Annotated in this window: 21 protein-coding genes; 11 read left to right on the top strand and 10 right to left on the bottom strand. The window is 63.0% G+C overall.

The window, feature by feature from the left end; all coding sequences use genetic code 11:
- Positions 1-67 precede the first annotated feature (67 nt).
- Both OVY29_RS22895 and OVY29_RS22890 read left to right on the top strand, forming a co-directional pair.
- A complete protein-coding gene (locus tag OVY29_RS22895; protein ID WP_313912360.1) occupies positions 68-976 on the top strand; it encodes a tyrosine-type recombinase/integrase in 909 nt (302 codons plus the stop codon).
- A gap of 4 nt (positions 977-980) precedes the next feature.
- Positions 981-2171: an IS91 family transposase gene (locus OVY29_RS22890; protein WP_088474608.1), complete on the top strand. Its 1191-nt coding sequence runs from the start codon at positions 981-983 to the stop codon at positions 2169-2171.
- 387 nt (positions 2172-2558) lie between these two features.
- Here OVY29_RS22890 and OVY29_RS22885 read toward each other — a convergent pair whose 3' ends face one another.
- The 5 genes from OVY29_RS22885 to OVY29_RS22865 all read right to left on the bottom strand — a co-directional run bounded on the left by OVY29_RS22885 (position 2559) and on the right by OVY29_RS22865 (position 7026).
- Positions 2559-3500, bottom strand: coding sequence for an alpha/beta hydrolase (locus OVY29_RS22885; protein WP_062342967.1), 942 nt, complete (start codon positions 3498-3500; stop codon positions 2559-2561).
- 95 nt (positions 3501-3595) lie between these two features.
- On the bottom strand, positions 3596-4603 hold the full coding sequence (locus tag OVY29_RS22880; protein WP_062342965.1) for an alpha/beta hydrolase: 1008 nt from the start codon (positions 4601-4603) through the stop codon (positions 3596-3598).
- A gap of 34 nt (positions 4604-4637) precedes the next feature.
- Positions 4638-5570: an alpha/beta hydrolase-fold protein gene (locus OVY29_RS22875; RefSeq protein ID WP_062342963.1), complete on the bottom strand. Its 933-nt coding sequence runs from the start codon at positions 5568-5570 to the stop codon at positions 4638-4640.
- A 5-nt stretch (positions 5571-5575) separates the two neighbouring features.
- Positions 5576-6754 carry a hypothetical protein gene (locus OVY29_RS22870; protein ID WP_196490289.1) on the bottom strand — a complete coding sequence of 393 codons (1179 nt, stop codon included), beginning with the start codon at positions 6752-6754 and terminating at the stop codon, positions 5576-5578.
- Positions 6751-7026 carry a PadR family transcriptional regulator gene (locus OVY29_RS22865; RefSeq protein WP_230959640.1) on the bottom strand — a complete coding sequence of 92 codons (276 nt, stop codon included), beginning with the start codon at positions 7024-7026 and terminating at the stop codon, positions 6751-6753. Before OVY29_RS22865 ends, OVY29_RS22870 begins: the two co-directional genes overlap by 4 nt.
- Positions 7027-7550: 524 nt before the next feature.
- Between OVY29_RS22865 and OVY29_RS22860 the strand changes: the two genes are divergently transcribed.
- Positions 7551-7838 carry a hypothetical protein gene (locus OVY29_RS22860; protein WP_062342959.1) on the top strand — a complete coding sequence of 96 codons (288 nt, stop codon included), beginning with the start codon at positions 7551-7553 and terminating at the stop codon, positions 7836-7838.
- Between the two features lie 112 nt (positions 7839-7950).
- On the opposite strand, the gene OVY29_RS24765 is transcribed toward OVY29_RS22860, so the two are convergent.
- From OVY29_RS24765 to OVY29_RS22850, 3 genes are all read right to left on the bottom strand, one after another.
- Complete coding sequence (locus tag OVY29_RS24765) at positions 7951-8277, bottom strand: Rap1a/Tai family immunity protein (protein WP_223178489.1); 327 nt, start codon at positions 8275-8277, stop codon at positions 7951-7953.
- Between the two features lie 75 nt (positions 8278-8352).
- A complete protein-coding gene (locus OVY29_RS22855) occupies positions 8353-8757 on the bottom strand; it encodes a PepSY domain-containing protein (protein WP_228165648.1) in 405 nt (134 codons plus the stop codon).
- Positions 8754-9644, bottom strand: coding sequence for a DUF1259 domain-containing protein (locus tag OVY29_RS22850; RefSeq protein ID WP_066659794.1), 891 nt, complete (start codon positions 9642-9644; stop codon positions 8754-8756). Before OVY29_RS22850 ends, OVY29_RS22855 begins: the two co-directional genes overlap by 4 nt.
- Before the next feature lie 168 nt (positions 9645-9812).
- Here OVY29_RS22850 and OVY29_RS22845 point away from each other — a divergent pair, with 168 nt between their 5' ends.
- The 4 genes from OVY29_RS22845 (at position 9813) to OVY29_RS22830 (ending at position 14073) form a co-directional block, all read left to right on the top strand.
- Positions 9813-10763 (top strand): chromate resistance protein ChrB domain-containing protein, encoded by a 951-nt coding sequence (locus tag OVY29_RS22845; protein WP_171008566.1) that lies wholly within the window; start codon positions 9813-9815, stop codon positions 10761-10763.
- A gap of 2 nt (positions 10764-10765) precedes the next feature.
- Positions 10766-12163: a chromate efflux transporter gene (gene chrA / locus OVY29_RS22840; RefSeq protein WP_062342956.1), complete on the top strand. Its 1398-nt coding sequence runs from the start codon at positions 10766-10768 to the stop codon at positions 12161-12163.
- Positions 12164-12238: 75 nt separating this feature from the next.
- Complete coding sequence (locus OVY29_RS22835) at positions 12239-12907, top strand: superoxide dismutase (RefSeq protein ID WP_171007877.1); 669 nt, start codon at positions 12239-12241, stop codon at positions 12905-12907.
- Positions 12908-12993: 86 nt separating this feature from the next.
- Positions 12994-14073 carry a Cj0069 family protein gene (locus OVY29_RS22830; RefSeq protein ID WP_171008567.1) on the top strand — a complete coding sequence of 360 codons (1080 nt, stop codon included), beginning with the start codon at positions 12994-12996 and terminating at the stop codon, positions 14071-14073.
- 84 nt (positions 14074-14157) lie between these two features.
- Here OVY29_RS22830 and OVY29_RS22825 read toward each other — a convergent pair whose 3' ends face one another.
- Positions 14158-14718, bottom strand: a complete 561-nt coding sequence (locus tag OVY29_RS22825) for a recombinase family protein (protein ID WP_017184234.1) — start codon at positions 14716-14718, stop codon at positions 14158-14160.
- Positions 14719-14897: 179 nt separating this feature from the next.
- Positions 14898-15311, bottom strand: a complete 414-nt coding sequence (locus OVY29_RS22820) for a MerR family transcriptional regulator (RefSeq protein WP_007015439.1) — start codon at positions 15309-15311, stop codon at positions 14898-14900.
- Positions 15312-15386: 75 nt separating this feature from the next.
- Between OVY29_RS22820 and OVY29_RS22815 the strand changes: the two genes are divergently transcribed.
- The 4 genes from OVY29_RS22815 (at position 15387) to OVY29_RS22800 (ending at position 20641) form a co-directional block, all read left to right on the top strand.
- The gene (locus OVY29_RS22815; RefSeq protein WP_313912359.1) at positions 15387-15782 is read left to right on the top strand and encodes a mercuric transporter MerT family protein; all 396 of its coding nucleotides are present in this window, start codon (positions 15387-15389) and stop codon (positions 15780-15782) included.
- A 12-nt stretch (positions 15783-15794) separates the two neighbouring features.
- Positions 15795-16124 (top strand): heavy-metal-associated domain-containing protein, encoded by a 330-nt coding sequence (locus OVY29_RS22810; protein ID WP_004213249.1) that lies wholly within the window; start codon positions 15795-15797, stop codon positions 16122-16124.
- A 37-nt stretch (positions 16125-16161) separates the two neighbouring features.
- Positions 16162-17580: a mercury(II) reductase gene (gene merA, locus OVY29_RS22805; protein WP_313912358.1), complete on the top strand. Its 1419-nt coding sequence runs from the start codon at positions 16162-16164 to the stop codon at positions 17578-17580.
- 91 nt (positions 17581-17671) lie between these two features.
- On the top strand, positions 17672-20641 hold the full coding sequence (locus OVY29_RS22800; protein ID WP_014072601.1) for a Tn3 family transposase: 2970 nt from the start codon (positions 17672-17674) through the stop codon (positions 20639-20641).
- The last annotated feature ends 12 nt before the right edge of the window (positions 20642-20653 follow it).

Raw genomic sequence — 20653 nt, 5'->3', positions numbered from 1 at the left:
GCGCCTGATTGAACGTGGGCTGCCGCAGGCAGACCCTTTCGACTCCTTCAACCTAAGGAGTCGAACGATGAACGAGCTTGTACAGATTGGTCCGATCAGCCCGCTGCGCCAGCGCCTGCTGGACGACATGGCGATGCGCAGGTTCGGACCGGAGACGCAGCGTAAATATTTGCGCGACGTCGGGCGGTTCGCAACCTGGCTGCAGCGCTCTCCCCACACCGCGACCGCCGAGGATATCCGGCGGTTCCAGATCGAGCAGCTCGAGGCGGGCGTACCGGCGCCAACGATGAACAGCATCGTTGGCGCGCTGAGGTTCTTCTTCACGCACACGCTCGACCGCCCCGATCTTGCACGTAAGCTGATCCGCACCAGGCAGGTTCGCAAGATCCCCGTCGTCCTGACCATGGCCGAGGTGAGGCGGCTGCTCGATGCGACCCGCTCCCTCAAGCACCAGGCCGCACTGTCGGTCGCCTATGGCGCGGGGCTGCGCGTCGCCGAGGTGTCGGCGCTGAAGGTGAGTGATATCGACAGCAAGCGCATGCTGCTCCGGATCGAGCGCGGTAAGGGCGGCCGCTACCGCAATGCCATGCTGCCCGAGGGCCTGCTCCTGCTGCTGCGCGACTGGTGGCGCGCCGGGCGACAGCAGGGCGTGCTCCTGCCGGAGGGCTGGCTGTTCCCCGGACAGAGCGCCTCAGCCCCGATCAGCACGCGCCAGCTCTACCGCGTCGTCGTCGAAGCCGCGGAGGCCGCGGATATCGACAAGCGCGTCGGACCGCATACCTTACGCCACAGCTTCGCCACCCACCTGCTCGAGGATGGCGTCGATATCCGCGTCATTCAGGCGCTGCTCGGTCACGCCAAGCTAAACACCACCGCCTTCTACGCGCAGGTCGCAACGAAGACCGTTCGGTCGGTCGTCAGTCCGCTCGACAGGCTTGCGCTGGCCGCGCCGGACGAAGAGGCGCCTGACGGCTAAGGCGGTGCGCGCCTCGCTCGAGGTCGCCGATATCTTCCGTGCTGCAGGCCCTGCGTATCGCACCGCGCATGCCGGGCATCTGAGCCTGCACCAGCTCAAGATCATGTCGGCGATCGAGCATTGCCGCACCGCCGCCCTAGGTGGCCACGTCGAGGCTTGCACCGACTGTGGCCACTGGCGCATCGCCTATAACAGTTGCCGCAACCGGCATTGCCCCAGATGCCAGGGCGCCGCCGCGCGCACCTGGCTCGAGGCTCGCGAGGCCGACCTGCTCCCGGTCGGCTATTTCCATGTCGTCTTCACCCTCCCTGCCGAGGTCGCAGCCATTGCCTATTACAACAAGGCGCTGGTCTATGATCTGCTGTTCAAGGCGGCGGCCGATACGATGCTGACCATCGCCGCCGACCCGAAGCACCTCGGCGCCCGGATCGGCATCACCGCCGTCCTCCATACCTGGGGCTCAGCGCTCACCCATCATCCCCATATCCATATGATCGTGCCCGGTGGCGGCATCTCCCGCGATGGAACGCGCTGGATATCCGCACGCCCGGCCTTCCTGCTCCCCGTTCGCGTGCTCGGCGCGCTCTTCCGCCGCCTGTTCCTCACCCGGCTGGTCGCCCTCCATGACCGCGGGCAGCTCGCTTTCTTTGGCAGCATGGCGCAGCTCGCTGACCGGCGCGCATTCCTTCGCCACCTGTCACCCGTTCGGAAGAAGCGCTGGGTCGTCTACGCCAAGCCGCCGTTCGCCGGCCCCGAAGCGGTCCTCGCCTATCTGTCGCGCTACACCCACCGCGTTGCCATATCGAACAGTCGCCTTGTCCGCTTCGACGATGCCGGGGTCACCTTCCGTTACAAGGATTATCGCCAGGGCGGCGCGAACCGCCAGCAAGTCATGACCATCGCCGCTGACGAGTTCATCCGCCGCTTCCTGCTCCACGCCCTGCCGCGTGGGTTCCACCGCATCCGCCACTATGGCCTCCTCGCCAGCGCCAGGCGCAAGGATCATCTCGAACGCGCGCGCCGTTTGCTCAATGTCGCCCCCGCGCCGGCCGACGATCCGCCCGCCGAGCTCGAAGCTCAGCCGCTGTGCCCGTGCTGCGGTGGCACCATGGTGATCATCGAGGTCTTCGAACGTCGCTATCAACCCAGAGCGCCGCCACCGCCATCACTTGCATCCGGGACGCAGGCGCCGTGACCCGGCACGGCTCATCCACTGCCGTAACCGGCGCAGCCCTGCGTCCGGAAGCGGACACACTTGCGCTCGCCCTGCCCAAAAGCAGACGCCGCTATATCAAAATCGGCCCGTCCGCTTTTCGGCGTCCGCTTTTGCGATCTAAATTCAGACGGTCCGATCTCAGATGCGTCCGATTTTGGGCAGCAACGGCCAGCACCACGACCTGCGCAAAACCGCTTTCCCCATAGCTCAGTCCATGCTCCCCGCGGTTCGGGCATCGAAGACTTTCTGACGCCTAGCGGCGTCTGAAACTCTCAACGGAAGCGGAACGTCGGCTTACGGACGCATCGGCGTGGTAAGCGGACCAAGGCGCAAGGTGTCACAACCGTTCGGTTGTGACCCTGCTGCTCAGCTGCCCGTATATGGCCCATGGCCGGGCAGCACTGCCAGGAGACCGCGCGTGACCACGTCGGGGAATACCGTCAGGTGGTCCTCGCCTTGCGCGATTTCGCTTGTGATCAAAAGGCCGGGATGCCCCCGTGAGGCCAGCGTGCGGCGCATCCGCTCCATATCCGCGACGAGGTCGTTGGTGGTGTTGTAGCGGGCTCCTGGAGCGATCGCCTCGAAGCTGCCGGTCACCATGTGTATGCGCGCGGACAGCTTCCGGCCGGAGCGCGCCCACGCTTCTTCCGTACGGAACATCACCCCGAGATCGAACCAGAGAGAGGGGCTGCCGAAGACGTAGCCGTTGAACATCTCCGGCCGCGTAAACAGCACGTGGAAGCCGAACAGCGTGCCATAGGAGTGCCCCACCAAGATTTTGCGGTTCATGTCGACGCGATAATTCCGAGCGACCAAGGGGAACACGACCGTCTCAATATACTGTCGATATGCTTCCGCCTCACCGTAGCTCGGAGCCGAGTATGACCCCGGAGAGTGCGCGGGGTCGCGTCGGGGATCGGTAGGAGTGTAGTCGCGCCGTTGCCCCTCCAAGCCCCTGTCCTGGTCATGGGAAAGACCGACCAGGATGAAGTCCTCGATATTGCGACCCCTTTGTCCGACGAGCGAGCGCACCGAGCGCGTCACCGGGAGCGCCCAGTGTGGATCGAGGACGAAGACGACCGGCAACGACTTCTTAGAACGTGCGTAGGACGGCGGTAGGTCGACCCACACCTGATAACGGCGGCCGAGTGCCGAGGGCGCGTCGTGCGCGGCGCTAGTGGGAAAGGTGATGGGCGGGAGCGCGTCAGTGACCTTGGGCGGCTCTGGAGCGACCTGTTCGGCGCAAGCCGTCGCGCCCGGAACGAGTAGGATAAAGGGGAGCGCAGCGCAAAGCCAGGAACGAATCATAGTACAAGCCCTAAGAGTTGCCGCAGACGCTGAAGGAGACGGCAGAGCATGTGAGACGATTTAGAGTCTCTAAGAACGTGGTCGTGTCGTCCGCGTCACAGCATGCCTATATTAAGCAGCCATTGTTCGACCTGCCCAGGCCACTGCGTTGTTATCGGATCGGCCGTCGGCCGCATCCCGAATGCATGACCACCCTTCGCGTAGACACGCATATCGACCGGCACGCCGGCGTCGTTCAGCGCCAGCGCATAAGCCATCGGCTGTCGGATATCATCGACGGAGTCGTTCATCGCGTGAATGATGAGCGTGGGCGGCGCCTTCGCGCTGATCTTCACCCAAGGCTTTAGTTCGAGGCTGTTCTTCCCCTTGCTGTTATCCAACATGCGGGCCGTATAGGCCACGATCGCGAAGTCGGGCCGCGGGGATTGTCGGTCGGCCGCGTCGGTAAGCGGATAAGTGCGCTCTTCCGTGTTGCTCATATTCGCCACGAGATACGCGCCGGCCGAGAAACCGATTACGCCAATCTTGCGCGGGTCGATCCCGTAGGTCGAGGCGCGTTGCCGCAGCAACCCAATCGCGCGCTGGGCGTCCTCCAAACCCAGTAGCACCTTCGGTCGCTGCTGCTCTCCGTTCTCCTTCGGCCACACTTGCGGCGTCCGGTACTTGAGCACGACGCAGGTCATACCCTGCCGGGTCACCCAATCGCAGACTTCGGTGCCTTCCAGGTCCATAGCTACGGCGTAAAAACCTCCGCCCGGCAGGACCAGCATCGTAACACCGGTATTGCGCCCCTTCGGCCGATAGACCGTCATGGTCGGCCGGGTGACATAGGTCGCCCAATGCCATTTTCTTCCCCCCACAAGGGGTGAGCCGTTGCCGGTCGTCTCGGGACGATCGCCGCTGTCGGGTTTGGCGAGAGGGACGTTCGCAGGCCAGAGCGGCACCTGCGTGCCGCCAGGGGTAGATTGCCAGACGCCCTCCCGTTCTACCTTCGGAACCTCGACTCTCGCGGGTGAGCTGTCATTCTTCATTGCCTGCCCACAGGCCGCTCCAGCGATGCCGATTGCAAGGAGCGTGGGAATGACCACCCGGATTCTTGGCAAGATAAAGTCTCCTATTGAGAGAGAGCAGGTGTGCTTAGGAAAGAAGGAACGCGGCCAAGGAAGACGTATCGGTCGCGCAGTGCCCGCCATAAATCGGATGCCACTCCGTTCTGACCCCGCGCTGGCGAGCCATGTCGGCAAGTCGCTGAGTACCCTCGAAGTTGCCGTAGGTGTCGTACAGACCGTTGGAGAGGTAGAGCGCCGGATAGTGAGGCCCCGCCCGTTCGATCAGATCGAGCGGCGAGACGCGCCGCCACTCCGCATCGCTAGCCAAATACTTCCGTGCCATAAGCAAAACGCCGAACACGATCTTGGGGTTCGCACCCGTACGCTCCGCCGTCGTGCGGATCGTAGACAGCGATGCGAACGGCGAGGATGCATATACGCCGGGGCATAACGCCGCCACCTTGGCGAACCGCGATGGGTAGGAGAGGCCCGCGACCAGGACGTTGAGCCCGCCCATCGACTCGCCCATCAGCAGGCGGCGGTGCGGGCGCCCGACCTTGGCCTCGATCGCCGGCAGGCGCGTCATCAGATCGTCCAGCAAGCCGCTGTCAGCCTTTTCGCCCTTGGGCGTCAGAATCCAGGTCGATCCGTAGGACAGGGTGACGACGGTGGGCGGCAGCGCCCGGCTACGCTGCCATTCGCCCTGCAGCATCGCGGTCAAGTAGGTGTCGTCGTTCCAGATGCGTTCGTCCAGGTTCCGACCGTGCAGATGATAGACGATGTCGCCGTTGGAGCCCCGCCGGTCCCGGTTGACGCAGTAGCGGAACGGGCCCGCCGTCCCGCACGCCTGTTCCGCCGGGACGAAGGACACCTTCTGGGCACCTCGCGTCTTCGTGATCTCCGTCCATGCGTAGTAGATCGAAGCGGCGACGAGGATCGCGAGCAGCCAAGACCGGTATGGGCGCTTGAGTATCGAGCTGGCCGCGCGGCGAGGGCGGCCGCCCGTGTGGGCGTCGGCCATTCGGATCAGGCCGCGCCGACGAGCAGATGGCGATCGAGCGGCGTCGTTTCGGCCTCGCCGGCCGCCTGCGCGTCCACGCCGACTCCTGCTCCCGTCAGCTTCGGCAGCGCCAGAAGGCTCAGGGCATAGCCGATGATCGCGCTTCCGCCGTAACCCACTATCGGGGTCGGGTAGTTGCCGAGGGCGGCAGCCATGATCCCGGCAAGCCAGACGAACCCGAAGGCGGCATAGGAGTCGCGATTCGCCGGATCGCGGCGCCAGCCGACGATCGCAGGAACGAGGAGCAGGGCCGAGCCACCCAGTACCGCCGCGCCGGCGGCTGCGTGGACGTCGAAGGACGAGTAGAGGATCTGGTCGACATAGGGGACCGCCGCCAACGTGTCGGCACGGACCAACGTCGCGGCGAAGCTGGCGACGCTCGCGCCGAGCGCCGCGATGAGGTGCCTTTCGGGGCGCATGACCGCGAGGACGCCCAGACCCGCCGCAAGCATTCCGGCCATCGCACGGTCGGGCTGGATCGCCATCGCGGCGGCGGCGACGATCATGCCCGCCGTCGCGAGCGCGTCGCGGCATCGCGCGAACGCTACGACCATCAGGGGCAGCAGGATCAGGCTCGGCTGGATGGACAGCCCACCGAGGCGTACCCACCGCACCGCGCCGTCGACGTCGTCGCCGAGCAGGGCGGTAGCCAGCAGCGCACCCGCCATCGCCGCGATCGTCCCGCCCGCCCACCGCGGGCCCGCGAGCATAACGCGGCCGACGAGACCCAGCAGCGTCATGCCGATCGCCAGCGCGACGAGGTTGATGCCCAGGTAGCGCGCGGGAGCGCCGGCGACCCCCATGTAGGCGAGGCCCAGCGCGACCGCGGCGGTTGCGCACGCGATACCTATGGCGCGGGGGCGACGCGCCGCGCTTTCGTGAAAGTCCATGGTCGTTAGTCCTTCGGAGGAAAGGGCGCCTTCGCCGATCAGCGAGGCGAAGGGGCGGAGCAGATACGACGCGAGCACGCGTGGTATGAGGCCGAACACACTGTCGAGCGCGAACAGCAGCGCCTTGGTATCGTTGGAAATCTCCGCCGTTTCGCAACGGATGGCCCTTCCCCATGATTGCAAGGAGGGAGGTAGCGTGGCTTGCAGAGCGCGACAGGCAAGATCGGCAAGGCCGCGCCGACGTCCAACGCTCATATTGTCGCCTCCCGCTGGCCTGAAGCCGGTGACGCCGATTGACCCGGAGGATTGGCGTGGGCGAGCTGCACCCCGCTGGCCGTCAGTCGGTAGGCGTGCCGCGGCGGTCGTCCCCTCTCCAGAGGCTGTTGCCATTCCGCTTCAAGATAGCCCTGCGCTTCCAGACGGATCAGGAGGGGGTAGAGCGTGCCGGATTTCACACCGGCGAGCCGCGCCAGTTCATAGCCGTGAGACCATCCGTCACGTGCGTCGAGCAGGACGGCGAGGATCATCCGGGCTTGGGGTGAGAGCGCGCGTGTTCGAGACATGCGCCATTAAGTCTACCTAGATAGCTTTATAGTCAAGCTCTGATTAGATCGTGTCGGTGCCGCTCGGATCAGCCTACCTTCTCACTGTAATGGTTTGAGAAGCCTTCTTCAGTCCCCGCTTCCCGACCGCTTGCAGGAAAGCAGGGCGCTGAAGCAACGGCGCTTTTCGCCGTGAGCTTTGTGTCACAACCGGTCGGTTCTGACACGCGATCCCGATGCACGGTAGCCTGCCCCTCCGTCGGTACCACAATCGTAGGTCAGAATGTCCGCTTCCGGGCAGGCCCGGGCGCTCGCTGAGCGACCAGCATTGGGGCGCAAAGCGGTCGTCGCCGGCTATCGCAACACCTCGACCTTCAGCCCTTTCACCTTCACAGCCCGCCACGACTTATCGGCGGTGAGGGCAGGGCGCTCCAGCTCCCGTGCCTGCGCGAGGCACGCCCGATCGCCGAGCGACAGCCCGAGGCTGGCGGTCGACGCCCGCAGCCGGCATGACGCTCGGCTACCAGCTATTTATTGCTCTGTTGCTTCTCCTGCCCGGCATCGTCGGGTGGGTATGCGTTCGAGCCGGTTCAACCGATGACCTCCTGAGCCCCATGCCCGACCGGCAAGGCTCAACCACCACATTGGCTGCGATCGTGCTCTTCGCATGCCTCGGGCATCTGTTGGCGGCCATGGCCATCGACCTCAACAGTCGGGTCGCCGCCACCTGGCGTCACCTCAAGGTTTGTGCGCCAGACAACGATTTGGCAGACATAATGCGAACATCGGCTAATTAGCGAGCTTGAGGCGCGACATGGGATCGTTGAGCTGGCGGAATTCACCGCCAGGCGGACGCTCCGCCTGCCCTCAAAGGCAGCCGCCGGGCAGGCTACGCCGCGGGGTACGATGCTACTGACATGGCCAAGCCTTCGCTAACGAGCGTTCAGCTCCGGCCACCATATGAACACTCATAAAATAGCTATTCTGCTCCGCCCAGCGTAAATATGCCGCGCGCAGCGCCGATCGGTCATAGCGTGGAGCGCGGCATTCCGCTTTTCGCGCGACGATCATCATGTCGAGCACGCCTTGGAGGTAAGCGCCGCATCGCGGCTCATTCGCTTGACAGCTTACGAACAACGCCGAGCCCGTCGCCGACGCGGGTTCGGTTTGGCCGATCGCACTATCAGGCAGGGCGGCCAAAGCGGCGCATAACAATATCCATCGTCTTGGCCGCATTTTCGTCTCCTATTCCGCAGTATCATTTCGGAAGGGGCGCACGGCCCTCGACGGCCGGCGCCCCGTGCTGATCCATCATTCGCGGCCGAGCACCTGGCCTTCGGGCGTGACGAACAGTTCGATCGTCTTTCCGTCGCTGTTCTTGCCCTTGATTTCATAGAGCGTGCTTCCGTCCGCCTTTCGGGTGACTTGCTCCGCTTTGCTTATTGACGCGAGTTGCGCGCGTGCCGCGTTCATCGCGGCCTCGGGCACCTGAGCAAGCGGGATGTCTCGTTCGCTGTGCTTGCCGATTATCCGGTTTTCGTTCGCCTCGTGGTTTTGCGCGATCGCCACGCCCGCGATCGCCAGCGCGGCCGCGCCCACGCCTGCGACAACAGTGAGAGTTCGTTTGCTAGCCATGTTCCATTCCACTTCCTGCATAAGGGCCGTGGGGTCGGGCGGGCGGCGGTTACGGCCCAATGAGCCGTCGTCCGAGTTCAACTCCTCTGATTGTTCATCCTGTCGAGCGCCGCGCGCAGCCCACGGGCGAGCTTGGCTGCGTCGTCGTTGGCCCAGAAGTGCATGAAGAACAGCCGCGGCTCGTCGTTTAGCATATGATTATGCAGCGCCGTGACCTCGATCCCGTTCGTCCGCAGCACGCGCAGGACCGGATCGACCTCGTTTGCGACAAGTACGAAATCGCCGGTGATGGCGGCTCGGCCGTCCCCGGTTGGCTGAAAGTTGATCGCGGTCGCCGTGCCCATCGTCGGCGGAGTCTCCATATCGCCGTCCATCAGCCGCTCGGCGCGCGGAAAGCTGTATTGGAGGATGCCACCGGCCGTCTTGCCCTCACCGCCCATCAACCGGTTGAGCGCGGCCACATCGAGGTCGAGCCGCGATGCGGCTGCGCTGGCCGAAGGCGATTGCGGCGCGGCGAGCGGGGTCCGACTGGCTGATAGCGCTTGCCGGAGCGCGGCCGCGAGCTTCACCGGGTCGCCGTGGCCGGCAATGTGCATGTACATGGTCGCAGGCGAAGAGCGGAGCAGGTGATTGTGGAGCGCGGTGATCGTAAAACCGCTTGCGAGCAGGCGGCTCAAAACGGGGTTCACCTCGTCGTGGGTCAGCACGAGATCGCCCATCACCATCGCCTCGTCGCCCATCGGCTGAAACGCCGCCCAGGAACCGAGCGCGAGGGAGGGCTTGATCGTCACCCCATCCAGCGTGACGCTCAGGTCCGAACGCGGGAAGCTGTAGCGGTAAACGCCCCCCGGCTGTTCGGCCCCCGCTCGTCCTATCGCCCGGTCGACAGCCGACCAGTCCGGCGCTGCCCATGCCGGGCTTGCCAGCAGGAGGCTGGCGAATCCCAAGGCGATGGTCTTTTTCAGCATAATTGATCCTTCATCAGCGCACTCGACACGGAAAGCCTCACGTCATGCGAGCGCGCCGCCGGCGAGCCGCGACATTGCGCTCCGGTTTCTTTCTTCGGGATAAGCAGTCCTATGCTCATGAGGCTTGTGATGCAACCCTTACACTTGTAGGCTAGTGACGATACAACTATGACAAACACACAAGCTTCCCCTTGGTTGCTCCTGATCCCGCAGCTTCCGGCTAAGCCTGCCTATTTGCGGGTGAAGGTCTGGCGGCGTTTGCAGGCGATCGGGGCCGCGCCGCTCAAGAACGCCGTCCATGCGCTCCCCAATCGCGAGGACACGCGCGCGCTGTTCGAAGAACTGCATCGCGAGATCACCGAAAATGGCGGCGAGGCGCTGATCCTCGAAGCGCGCCTTGTCGGCGGCATGGGCGATGCGGAGCTGCGCGGAGTGTTCGACGCTGCGCGTGACGCCGACTATGAGGAGTTGGCACGCGAGGCGCGCGCGCTGTGTGAGGGCGAGTATGTCGCGGCGGCGGATGTGGGCCGCCTGCGCAAACGCCTGAACGAGGTCGCCGCGATCGACTTTTTCGGTGCGCATGGTCGGCAGGCGGCACAGGCCGCCATCACCGAGGCGGACCGCCGCTCTCACCAACATCCCGATGTGAGCGGCCCCAGTGCGCCCGAGCTGACCCCGGCGGAGCTAAAGCGCCGCGTTTGGGTGACGCGCCGCCATGTCCATGTCGATCGCATCGCGTCCGCCTGGCTCATTCGCCGCTTCATCGACCCCGAGGCGAGCTTCAAGTTCGTCGAGGGCAAAGGATATGTGCCGGAGCCTGACGAACTGAGGTTCGACATGGCGGACGCTGAGTTCACCCACGAAGGCGACCGCTGCTCCTTCGAGACCTTGGTGTTCCGCACCGGTCTCGAGACCGACCCCGCGCTGCGGGCGCTCGGCGAAATTGTTCACGACCTTGATATTGCCGATGCTCGGTTCGAGCGCCCGGAAACTCCGGGAGTGAGCGCGCTTATCGCCGGCATCTGTGCCGGCACCGACGACGACGAGGAGCGGATCGCGCGCGGATCGACCGCGCTCGACGGATTCTATGCTCACTTCACCCGGCGAAAAGAGGACTAAAGATGGAGGCCAGCGCACGCGCTGAAATCGCAGTCGAGACGCTGCACGAGCACGGCATCAGCTTTGGCGAGGCGGTGCGCGTCTGGATCAGGGTCGCGCTGCTCAGCTTCGGCGGACCGGCGGGCCAGATAGCGGTGATGCATCGCATCCTGGTCGAGGAGAAGCGCTGGATCGGCGAGGAGCGGTTCCTCCACGCGCTCAACTATTGCATGCTGCTGCCCGGCCCTGAAGCGCAACAGCTAGCTGTCTATATTGGCTGGTTGCTCCATAAGACCAAGGGCGGCCTGGTCGCGGGCGCGCTATTCGTGCTGCCCGGCTTCCTCGCGATTTTAGGGCTCAGCTATGTCTATGTGCTGCTCGGCGAAGTGCCGCTGGTCGAGGGATTGTTCTTCGGATTGAAGGCCGCCGTGCTGGCGGTGGTGCTACAGGCGGTGGTCCGGGTGGGTTCGCGTGCCTTGAAGAACAACGTCATGCGCGGTTTTGCCGCGCTGGCGTTCGTCGCGATCTTCGTGCTCGACGTGCCCTTCCCGCTGATCGTGCTTGCCGCCGCGCTGATCGGCTTCTTCGGTGGCCGCGCTGGTTACGCCGCATTCAAGGGCGGCGGCGGACATGGTCCCGCCGGCGCTGAGATAGTCCACGACCGCGACACCGCTCTTGGCGAGGGCCTTCCCGACCATGCCCGGCCGAACCTCTCTTGGTCGCTGCGCATCTCCGGCGTCCTGCTGCTGCTCTGGCTCGGGCCGGTCGCAGCGCTGCTGTTCGCGTTCGGCCCCGACGACGTGTTCAGCCGCATCGCCACCTTCTTCAGCCAGATGGCGGTGGTGACCTTCGGCGGCGCCTATGCGGTGCTCGCCTATGTCGCGCAGGAGGCAGTCGAGACCTATGGCTGGCTCCAGCCCGGCGAGATGCTCGACGGGCTCGGCATGGCCGAGACCACGCCCGGGCCGCTGATCATGGTGACGCAGTTCGTCGGCTTTCTGGCAGCCTTCCGCGAGGCCACCGGACTGCCGCCGCTCATCGCCGCGACGTTGGGCGCGATTCTCACCACCTGGGTCACTTTCCTGCCCTGCTTCCTGTGGATCTTCGCCGGCGCGCCGTTCATCGAACGCCTGCGCGGCAACCGCGCATTGTCGGCCGCGCTTTCGGCGATCACCGCCGCAGTGGTGGGTGTCATTCTCAATCTGGCAGTCTGGTTCGGGATTCACACCTTGTTCGGGCAAGTCCGCGAAGTGCCGTTCGCGGCCGGCGCCATCGATCTCCCAGTCCTGACGTCCGTCGACTGGCCCGCGTTAGCGCTGGCGGTGGGTGCGATCCTCGCCATGTTCCGGTTCAAGGCCGGCATGCTGCCGGTGCTCGGCGTCTGCTCCGTCCTCGGGGCCGCATATGTAATGATCATCTGAAGGGAGTGACGTGTGACGATCGACCAATTTTCCCGACGCAGTGCAATCGCAACTCTTGGCATTGGAGCCGCAGCCATGACTATGAACGAAGCCTCGGCGCAGACGCCGACCGCAGCGCCGACGAATGTCCTCGCATTCGCCGGCAATCATCAGATCAAGCCGCTCAGGTTCGATCCCGCCAGGCTCCACGGCCTCTCCGAAAGGCTGATCACATCGCACCACGAGAACAATTATGCCGGCTCGGTCAAGGCGTTGAATATGATCGAAACACGCCTTGCCGCCGCGCTCGCTGACCCGGACCTACCGCCGGTGGTCTATGGCGGCCTCAAGCGCGAGGAGCTGCACCGCACCGGCTCGGTCGTGCTCCATGAAATCTATTTCGACGGGCTGGGCGGCAACGGTCAAGCAGCCGGCTCGATCCGCGACGCGCTGGGCGCGGCGTTCGGCTCGTTCGACCGCTGGGAGACCGACTTCCGCCGCACCGGCATGAGTCTTGCCGGCGGATCAGGTTGGTGCGTGCTCGTCTACAATCTCCACACCCGCTCGCTGCACAACCATTGGGCGTGGGATCATATGCACGGCGCAATCGCCGGCGTGCCGCTGCTGGCGCTCGATATGTACGAGCATAGTTTTCACATGGATTACGGCACCGCCGCCGCCAAATACGTCGACGCCTTCTTCCGCAACATCGACTGGGAAGTGGTCGACCGCCGCTATGCCGCGGCTTTGCGCGGCGGCGGCTGACCCGTCCGCCGAGGATCAACACCCACTTCTGCGCGACACCTGAGTTGGCGACCACAAAGGGGGCAGGTCCGATGGGAGATGCAACAGTGACATCCGGCCCGAACATCGCTCTTCTTTGGCGCGGACAAGCGGCCGAGTGGACGCATCGCTTTCATGAAGCTCGGCAGTGGCCGATCGTTCAAGCCTTGCGGTCGTTCGGGGCGACCACAAGGCCTGTACTGTACAGAGACGAAGCGGTTCGCGACATTCGTGACGAGTTGCTGTCGTTCGACGCGGTGCTGGTCTGGGTGAATCCGTTGGACATTTCAGGCGACCGCTCGGTGCTCGACCCGATGCTGCGCGAAGTCGCGGCGTGCGGCGTTGTCGTCAGCGCGCATCCTGACGTGATCGCCAAAATCGGCGTCAAGGAAGTGCTCTACACAACGCGATCCATGGAATGGGGCAGCGATGTCGATCGATACGTGGACGCTGAAGGCCTTCGCGCTCGTTTCCCCGAACATCTTGCCGCAGGCCCGCGCGTGCTGAAGCCGAACTACGGCAACGGCGGCAGGAATGTATGGCGTGTCCAACTAGACGAAGCGGGAAACGCTCCGGCTTTGAAAACGTCGGTGAAAGTTCAAGAGGCCCGCCAAGGAAGCAAATCGGAGCGCATCAGCCTAGCCGAGTGCTTGGAAAGGTGGGTGCCGTTTCTAAACGACGGCGGCGTGCTGATCGATCAGGCTTATCAGCCGCAGTCGTCCGAGGGCATGGTCCGCTGCTACGTGTGCGGGCACCGAGTGGTTGGCTTTGGGCACAACCTGATCACTGCGCTGATGACGCCAACGGCCATTGATACAACGTCGTCAACCCCACAGCCGATGGGCCGCGCCATGTTCGGACCGGAGGTGACGCGCTTCGCAGCCTTACGGAAAGCGATGGAGGATCGCTGGATTCCAGAGATGCAAAGGTTGCTGTCGATCGCCGACCACGATCTTCCGCTTCTTTGGGACGCCGACTTCCTATTTCGCCCTGGTGAAGCCATCAGCGATGGCTCCTATGCGCTTTGCGAGATCAATGCTAGTTCGGTTGCACCATTTCCGCCAAGCGCCGTCCAGCCAGTCGCCGCAGCGGCAATCGGTCGCGCTCTTGCCATTCGTTTGACGAAGGAGACCTCCAATCCTCATTGATATGATTCAAGCAATTCAAGAGACGTGACATTGGTCGTATCAATCAGACAAGCCTAAGGGTGAGCGAGGCTGGGTGAAACCGGCTCAGGTGGCAGCGCGGAGATACTGGTAGAGGGTTTCGCGACTGATCCCCAGGTCACGGGCGATGACGGCCTTGCGCTCGCCGTCATCAACACGGCGGTGCAGCTCGGCGACCATTTCGTCGGAGAGGGAACGTTTCCGCCCGCGATAAGCACCGCGTTGTCTGGCGACCGCAATGCCTTCGCGCTGCCGCTCCCGGATCAGGGCGCGCTCGAATTCGGCGAACGCACCCATGACCGAGAGCATCAGGTTGGCCATCGGGGAATCCTCGCCCGAGAAGGCCAGGCTTTCCTTCACGAACTCGATCCGGACGCCTCTTTTGGTGAGGGACTGAACCAGTTTGCGCAGATCGTCGAGATTACGCGCCAATCGATCCATGCTGTGGACCACGACGGTGTCACCCTCGCGGGCGAAGGCGAGCATGGCATCGAGTTCGGGGCGGTTGATGTCCTTGCCCGATGCCTTGTCGGTGAAAATCCGGTCGAGCGACTGCCCGTCCAACTGGCGATCGACATTCTGATCGAATGTGCTCACCCGGACGTAACCGATCCTCTGGCCTTTCATCGCCGCCTCCGGTCAAAATGTCAGGTTGAATTCTATGACACGGCGGAACATGCGTCAATAAATGCTTGCCATAACCCTATCCTGACAGAAACCGCCGCTGCATCCTGACGTCCGGTTAGGCTATACTCCAGATTGACGACAGAAGATCAAATCCCGCAAAAATAGCGGCCTCACTTGTCCTATACGGACGAAAACTGAAGTGCGTCCAAAATAGGACATTCGGCAACGTCGTCGCCGGTGCATTTGTCTAATGTTGTCGCCAGCGCCGCCTCTATCTTCTGCAAATCGGCAATACGGCGACGGACATCGTCAAGGTGTGCTTGGGTTCTCCCCATCACCTCTGCGCACGTTTGCGCTCCAACGTCGGTCAGCGACAACAAAGACCGAATCTCATCCATCGCAAAGCTCAGATCGCGGGCGCGCAGGATGAACTGCAACCTTTGCACCAGTTCCGGCGAATAGACCCGGTAGCCATTGGCGTTGCGCGCCGGTGCTGGCAGCAATCCGACCTTCTCGTAATAGCGGACGGTTTCGAGATTGCAGCCGGTCCTCCGGGCAAGCTGAGCGCGTAAAATGCCAGATTGTGGCTGCATGAAAAACCTCTTGAGTCTGTACCTACTACAGAGGCTACACTGCGAATCACGAAGGCGGAAGAAAGGATTTGCGGCATGGCCTCAGCGCCTGAATCAGGACAGTCAGCCCTCACTGAAAACGACGAGCCGAAGCGGGCGAACTGGGTCGCCACGGGCGCGCTGATCGGCGCGGGGCTGGCCTCCGCCTGCTGCGTCGTGCCGCTCCTGTTCGTTACGCTTGGCATATCCGGCGCGTGGATCGCCAACCTGACCGCGCTCGAACCTTACAAGCCTTATGTCGCGGCGGTGACGCTGGCTCTGCTCGGCTACGGCTTCTGGCATGTCTATTTCAAGCCGAAACCGCCCTGTGAAGACGGTTCCTACTGCGCTCGTCCACAATCGGCTTGGACCACCAAGGCGGTGCTGTGGCTGGGCCTTGCCGTCGCCATCCTGGCGCTCACCATCGACTGGTGGGCACCCTGGTTCTATTGAAAGGAAATACCCATGAAAAAGACAGTATGTATCGCTATGGCCGTGCTGGCTATGGCTGGCGGCGGGGTCGCCTATGCAGTTAGTGGCACGGCGCAAGATCGCCCCGCGGCTACCGCAACCGCTCAGAAGCAAACCACCTTTGCCATAGAGAACATGACCTGCGCCACCTGCCCGATCACCGTGAAGAAGGCGATGGAAGGCGTCGCCGGGGTAACGGCGGTCACGGTCGATTTCGCAGCCAAGACCGCGCGCGCAACCTATAACCCGCGCCGCACCAATGCTGCTGCGATTGCCGCTGCATCAACCAACGCGGGTTATCCGGCGCGCGCTATTCAAAACTGAGCGGGGCGCCGCCAGCGCCTCAAGAAAGCGATAAGCAATGAACGACTGTTGCAACCGCCCTGGGCGGGAAGGATTTGACGTGGCCGTCATCGGCGCGGGTTCTGCCGGGTTCTCCGCCGCGATCGCCGCTGCCGATCTGGGCGCGAAAGTGGCGCTCGTCGGTCACGGCACGATTGGCGGCACCTGTGTCAATGTTGGCTGCGTTCCTTCCAAGACGCTGATCCGCGCCGCCGAAGCGGTGCATGGTGGGCTTGCCGCCGCGCGCTTTCCCGGCCTTGGGGGCGCTGTCCAGATGGATGACTGGTCCGTATTGGCGGCGTCGAAGGACGATCTTGTCACGACGCTGCGCCAAAAAAAATATGTCGATCTGCTGCCCGCCTATGACGGTGTGAGCTATATCGAGGGCAAGGCACGCTTTGCCGATGGTGCGCTGATTGTCGGCGATGCGCCCATGAAGGTCGGCAAGGTCATATTGGCGATGGGTGCGCACGCCGCCGTGCCGCCGATTCCGGGGATGGACAGCGTGCCCTACCTAACCAGCACATCGGCGCTGGCGCTGGATCGCTTGCCCAAATCGCTGCTGGTGATCGGTGGCGGGGTGATCGGGGTAGAACTGGGACAGATGTTTTCGCGTCTGGGCGTTGATGTCACCATCTGCTGCCGAAGCCGCCTGCTCCCCGAAATGGACCCGGAAGTGAGTGCCGCGCTGAAAAACTATTTGGAAGCCGAGGGCGTGCGGGTTTGCGCAGGTGTCGGCTATCAGCGTATCGCCCAAACACAGAGCGGGGTCGAATTGACCTGCGAGGGGCATTGTGACACCGTCGCGGCGGAACAGGTGCTCATCGCCACCGGACGCCGACCCAATAGCGACGGGCTTGGGCTGGAGGAGCGCGGCATAGTGCTTGCCCGTAATGGTGGAATCGTCGTCGATGACCACCTCGAAACGTCGGTTCCAGGCATTTACGCGGCGGGCGATGTAACGGGACGGGACCAGTTCGTCTACATGGCCGCCTATGGCGCAAAACTGGCCGCGCGCAACGCGGTGACGGGCAACCAATACCGCTACGACAATTCCTCCATGCCATCCGTCGTCTTCACCGACCCGCAAGTCGCCAGCGCCGGCCTCACTGAAACGACAGCACGGGCGCAAGGCCTGGACATCAAGGTTTCGCTGCTCCCGCTCGATGCTGTGCCAAGGGCACTGGCAGCACGCGATACGCGGGGTCTCATCAAACTGATTGCCGACAAGGCGAACGACCGTTTGCTGGGCGGCCAGATCATGGCACCCGAAGGCGCGGATTCGATCCAGACACTGGTGCTGGCGATCAAACACGGCATGACCACCCTGGAATTGGGTGCAACGATATTTCCTTACCTGACCACTGTGGAAGGCCTCAAACTGGCGGCCCAAACGTTTGATAAGGATGTCGCCAAACTGTCTTGCTGCGCCGGGTGATTGCTCGGGGATCAACCGGCAACGAATGGCCTCCCTCCAGTGCAAGCCGCTTTGGTGTCAATTTTGTAATTCGCCTCAGCGGGAGAGCAAAATGGCACGACGCCGACTTCTGACCGGAGACGAGCGCCGGCGCCTGTTCGATCCTCCTGTCCAAGAAACCGCGATCATTGGGCATTATACCCTTTCTGCGGAAGATGTTGAATTGGTTGGGCGCCGCTATGGTCCAGCAAATCGCCTCGGTCTGGCTGCACAAATCGCTTTGATGCGACATCCCGGCTTTGGTCTGCAACCCGAGATCGGGCTTCCCGACGTCATTCTTCAGTACCTCGCGGCACAGTTATTCGTCGATCCTTCCTCCTTCTCTGCATATGGTCAGCGCGCGCAAACCCGTACCGATCATGCCGATCTCGTGGCGCGTTATCTTGGCATACGCCCGTTTCGACGTGGCGACCTGGCACTTGCCCTGAATCTTGCCGCGCAAGCCGCCGAGTATACAGACAGAGGTGAACCGATTGTTCGCGCCCTCATGGTTGGCCTGAAGGGTGAGCGGTTCATTCTTCCGTCAGGCGACACACTGGAACGCGCCGGTCTTGCTGGCCGGGCACGCGCACGCAAAGCTGCCGCAGCCGCAATCGTCGAAGGCCTCAGCTCTGCTGAACTGACACGGCTAGACGAACTCGTAATCAACAACCCGGATTTCGGCATGACACCGCTGGCGTGGTTGCGTAATTTCGAAGAAGCCCCGACTGCGGCCAATATCAATGGCTTGCTTGAGCGCCTGCGCTATGTTCGCGGCATAGGTATCCACCCGGTAGTTGGGGGCGCCATTCCGGAATTCCGCTTTGCCCAATTTGTCCGCGAGGGCGGCGTGGCACCGGCATTCCTGCTTTCGGATTACAGCGTCAATCGCAGGCGGGCGACGTTGACGGCCGCAGTGATCGACCTTGAGGCCAGACTTGCCGATGCCGCGATCCAAATGTTTGACCGACTTATCGGCGGCATGTTCACGCGCGCGCGGCGTGGGCGCGAGCGTCGCTACCAAGATAGTATTCAGTCGGTGGGGCAACTCATGCGGCTGTTTGGCGCCACGATTACAGCACTTGATGAGGCTGTCCAGAATGGCGGCGATCCGCTCGAATTGATTGACGAAGCGGTGGGCTGGCACCGGCTTGTTGCGGCAAAGGCCCAAGTAGATGCCCTTGCTGATCTTGCCGGCGAGGACGCACTGGTAACGGCAACCGAGCGTTACGCCACGCTACGGCGTTTCAGCCCGGCATTTCTGGACGCCTTCACCTTCAAGGCGTCTGGAACAGGGACGGCACTGATCAAAGCCATCGATGTCATTCGCGATGCGAACACACGAAAGTCGCGCGACCTTCCCGATGGCGTTCCACTGCCATTCCCCAATCGGCAGTGGAAGCGTCTCATCACCGAAAGCGGCCGTATCGACCGCCGACGTTATGAAATTGCGATCATGGCAACCTTGCGTGATCGTTTGCGCGCCGGTGATGTATGGATCGAGGGAACCCGCAACTATCAGCGCTTCGATGCCTATTTGCTGGGTCGGCGCGACGCCGCCAAAGTGGCGGATGTGCTTCCGTTCGATTCAAATGCTGCATCCTACCTCGCTGACCGGGCACGAAATCTTGACTGGCGGCTGCGCCGATTTGCCAAGCAGTTGAAAACAAACAAGCTTGAGGGAGTGTCGCTCGAACGAGACCGGCTCAAGCTTCAGCAAATGCCGCCTGTCACCCCACCGGAAGCTGAAGCCCTCGATCGCAAGCTCGATACCCTGCTTCCCCGCGTGCGCATCACCGAGCTGCTGCTTGAAGTCGCCGAACGCACTGGTTTTTTGAACGCATTCCGTGACCTGCGCTCAGGCAAGGAGCACGACAACCCCAGCACGGTACTCGCCGCAATTCTGGCTGATGGCACCAACCTCGGGCTGGAGCGGATGGCCAATGCCAGCGAAGGCGTCAGCTATGCCCAACTCGCATGGACCCACAACTGGTATCTTTCACCCGAGAACTATCAGGCCGCGCTGGCCATGATCATCTCAGCCCATCACGAATTACCCTTCGCGCGGCATTGGGGCGCTGGCACCAGTTCGTCGTCCGATGGCCAGTTCTTCCGGTCGGGGCGGAGCCGTTCAGGGGCGGCGGACGTCAATGCCAAATATGGCGCCGAACCTGGCGTGAAAATCTATTCTCACCTTTCCGATCACTTCGCATCATTCGGATCACGGATCATGTCCGCGACGGCAGGTGAAGCGCCTTACGTGCTCGACGGGCTTGTCCTGGGCGCCGGCAACCTTCCGTTGCATGAGCACTATACCGATACCGGCGGCGCCACCGATCATGTTTTCGCACTCTGCCACCTACTCGGGTTCCGCTTCGCGCCCCGGCTGCGCGATATTGGCGACCGCAAGCTGGGTTCGATCGCTGCGCCATCGACATACAAGGGCATCGAAAATCTGATGGGCCGCACCATCAAAACGGCAGCGATCGAGGCCGATTGGGATGACATCGTCAGGATTGTCGCCTCAATCAAGGATGGCACGGTGGCGCCGTCAGTAATCTTGCGAAAACTTGCCGCCTACAAACGCCAGAACAGGCTGGATTTTGCATTGGCTGAACTGGGCCGTATCGAGCGCACTTTGTTCACGCTCGATTGGCTTGAACAACCGGAACTGCGACGTGCCTGTCAGGCCGGTCTCAACAAAGGCGAGGCGAGGCACACGCTTGCCGCCGCCATCTATACCAACCGGCAGGGTCGGTTCACCGATCGCTCGCTGGAAAATCAGGAATTTCGCGCATCTGGGCTGAACCTGCTGATTGCGGCGATTTCCTACTGGAACACGGTCTATCTCGACCGGGCCGCCCAGCACCTCAACGCTGTCGGCACGACGTTCGATGCGGCACTGCTTGCGCACCTTTCTCCGATGGGCTGGGCGCACATCAGTCTGACCGGCGATTACCTCTGGGAGCAGGCCAGGCGACTTCCAGCAGGTGAATTCCACCCACTCAACGAGCCAATGGCGCGGTTGAAGCGTGTAGCGTAGCCCATGTTCCGC

This window comes from Sphingopyxis sp. SE2 (genome assembly GCF_032227185.1).
Taxonomy (GTDB): domain Bacteria; phylum Pseudomonadota; class Alphaproteobacteria; order Sphingomonadales; family Sphingomonadaceae; genus Sphingopyxis.
The sequence above is the reverse complement of the archived record's forward strand: the minus strand, read 5'-3'. Positions and strand labels throughout refer to the sequence as shown.

What these genes read in the sequence shown, in the direction of transcription:
- OVY29_RS22895 (WP_313912360.1), top strand. Translation starts at nt 68, where the DNA reads ATGAACGAGCTTGTACAGATTGGTCCGATCAGCCCGCTGCGCCAGCGC.
- OVY29_RS22885 (WP_062342967.1), bottom strand. Translation starts at nt 3,500, where the DNA reads ATGATTCGTTCCTGGCTTTGCGCTGCGCTCCCCTTTATCCTACTCGTT.
- OVY29_RS22875 (WP_062342963.1), bottom strand. Translation starts at nt 5,570, where the DNA reads ATGGCCGACGCCCACACGGGCGGCCGCCCTCGCCGCGCGGCCAGCTCG.
- OVY29_RS22870 (WP_196490289.1), bottom strand. Translation starts at nt 6,754, where the DNA reads ATGAGCGTTGGACGTCGGCGCGGCCTTGCCGATCTTGCCTGTCGCGCT.
- OVY29_RS22865 (WP_230959640.1), bottom strand. Translation starts at nt 7,026, where the DNA reads ATGATCCTCGCCGTCCTGCTCGACGCACGTGACGGATGGTCTCACGGC.
- OVY29_RS22860 (WP_062342959.1), top strand. Translation starts at nt 7,551, where the DNA reads ATGACGCTCGGCTACCAGCTATTTATTGCTCTGTTGCTTCTCCTGCCC.
- OVY29_RS24765 (WP_223178489.1), bottom strand. Translation starts at nt 8,277, where the DNA reads ATGCGGCCAAGACGATGGATATTGTTATGCGCCGCTTTGGCCGCCCTG.
- OVY29_RS22850 (WP_066659794.1), bottom strand. Translation starts at nt 9,644, where the DNA reads ATGCTGAAAAAGACCATCGCCTTGGGATTCGCCAGCCTCCTGCTGGCA.
- OVY29_RS22845 (WP_171008566.1), top strand. Translation starts at nt 9,813, where the DNA reads ATGACAAACACACAAGCTTCCCCTTGGTTGCTCCTGATCCCGCAGCTT.
- chrA (WP_062342956.1), top strand. Translation starts at nt 10,766, where the DNA reads ATGGAGGCCAGCGCACGCGCTGAAATCGCAGTCGAGACGCTGCACGAG.
- OVY29_RS22835 (WP_171007877.1), top strand. Translation starts at nt 12,239, where the DNA reads ATGACTATGAACGAAGCCTCGGCGCAGACGCCGACCGCAGCGCCGACG.
- OVY29_RS22825 (WP_017184234.1), bottom strand. Translation starts at nt 14,718, where the DNA reads ATGAAAGGCCAGAGGATCGGTTACGTCCGGGTGAGCACATTCGATCAG.
- OVY29_RS22820 (WP_007015439.1), bottom strand. Translation starts at nt 15,311, where the DNA reads ATGCAGCCACAATCTGGCATTTTACGCGCTCAGCTTGCCCGGAGGACC.
- OVY29_RS22815 (WP_313912359.1), top strand. Translation starts at nt 15,387, where the DNA reads ATGGCCTCAGCGCCTGAATCAGGACAGTCAGCCCTCACTGAAAACGAC.
- OVY29_RS22810 (WP_004213249.1), top strand. Translation starts at nt 15,795, where the DNA reads ATGAAAAAGACAGTATGTATCGCTATGGCCGTGCTGGCTATGGCTGGC.
- merA (WP_313912358.1), top strand. Translation starts at nt 16,162, where the DNA reads ATGAACGACTGTTGCAACCGCCCTGGGCGGGAAGGATTTGACGTGGCC.
- OVY29_RS22800 (WP_014072601.1), top strand. Translation starts at nt 17,672, where the DNA reads ATGGCACGACGCCGACTTCTGACCGGAGACGAGCGCCGGCGCCTGTTC.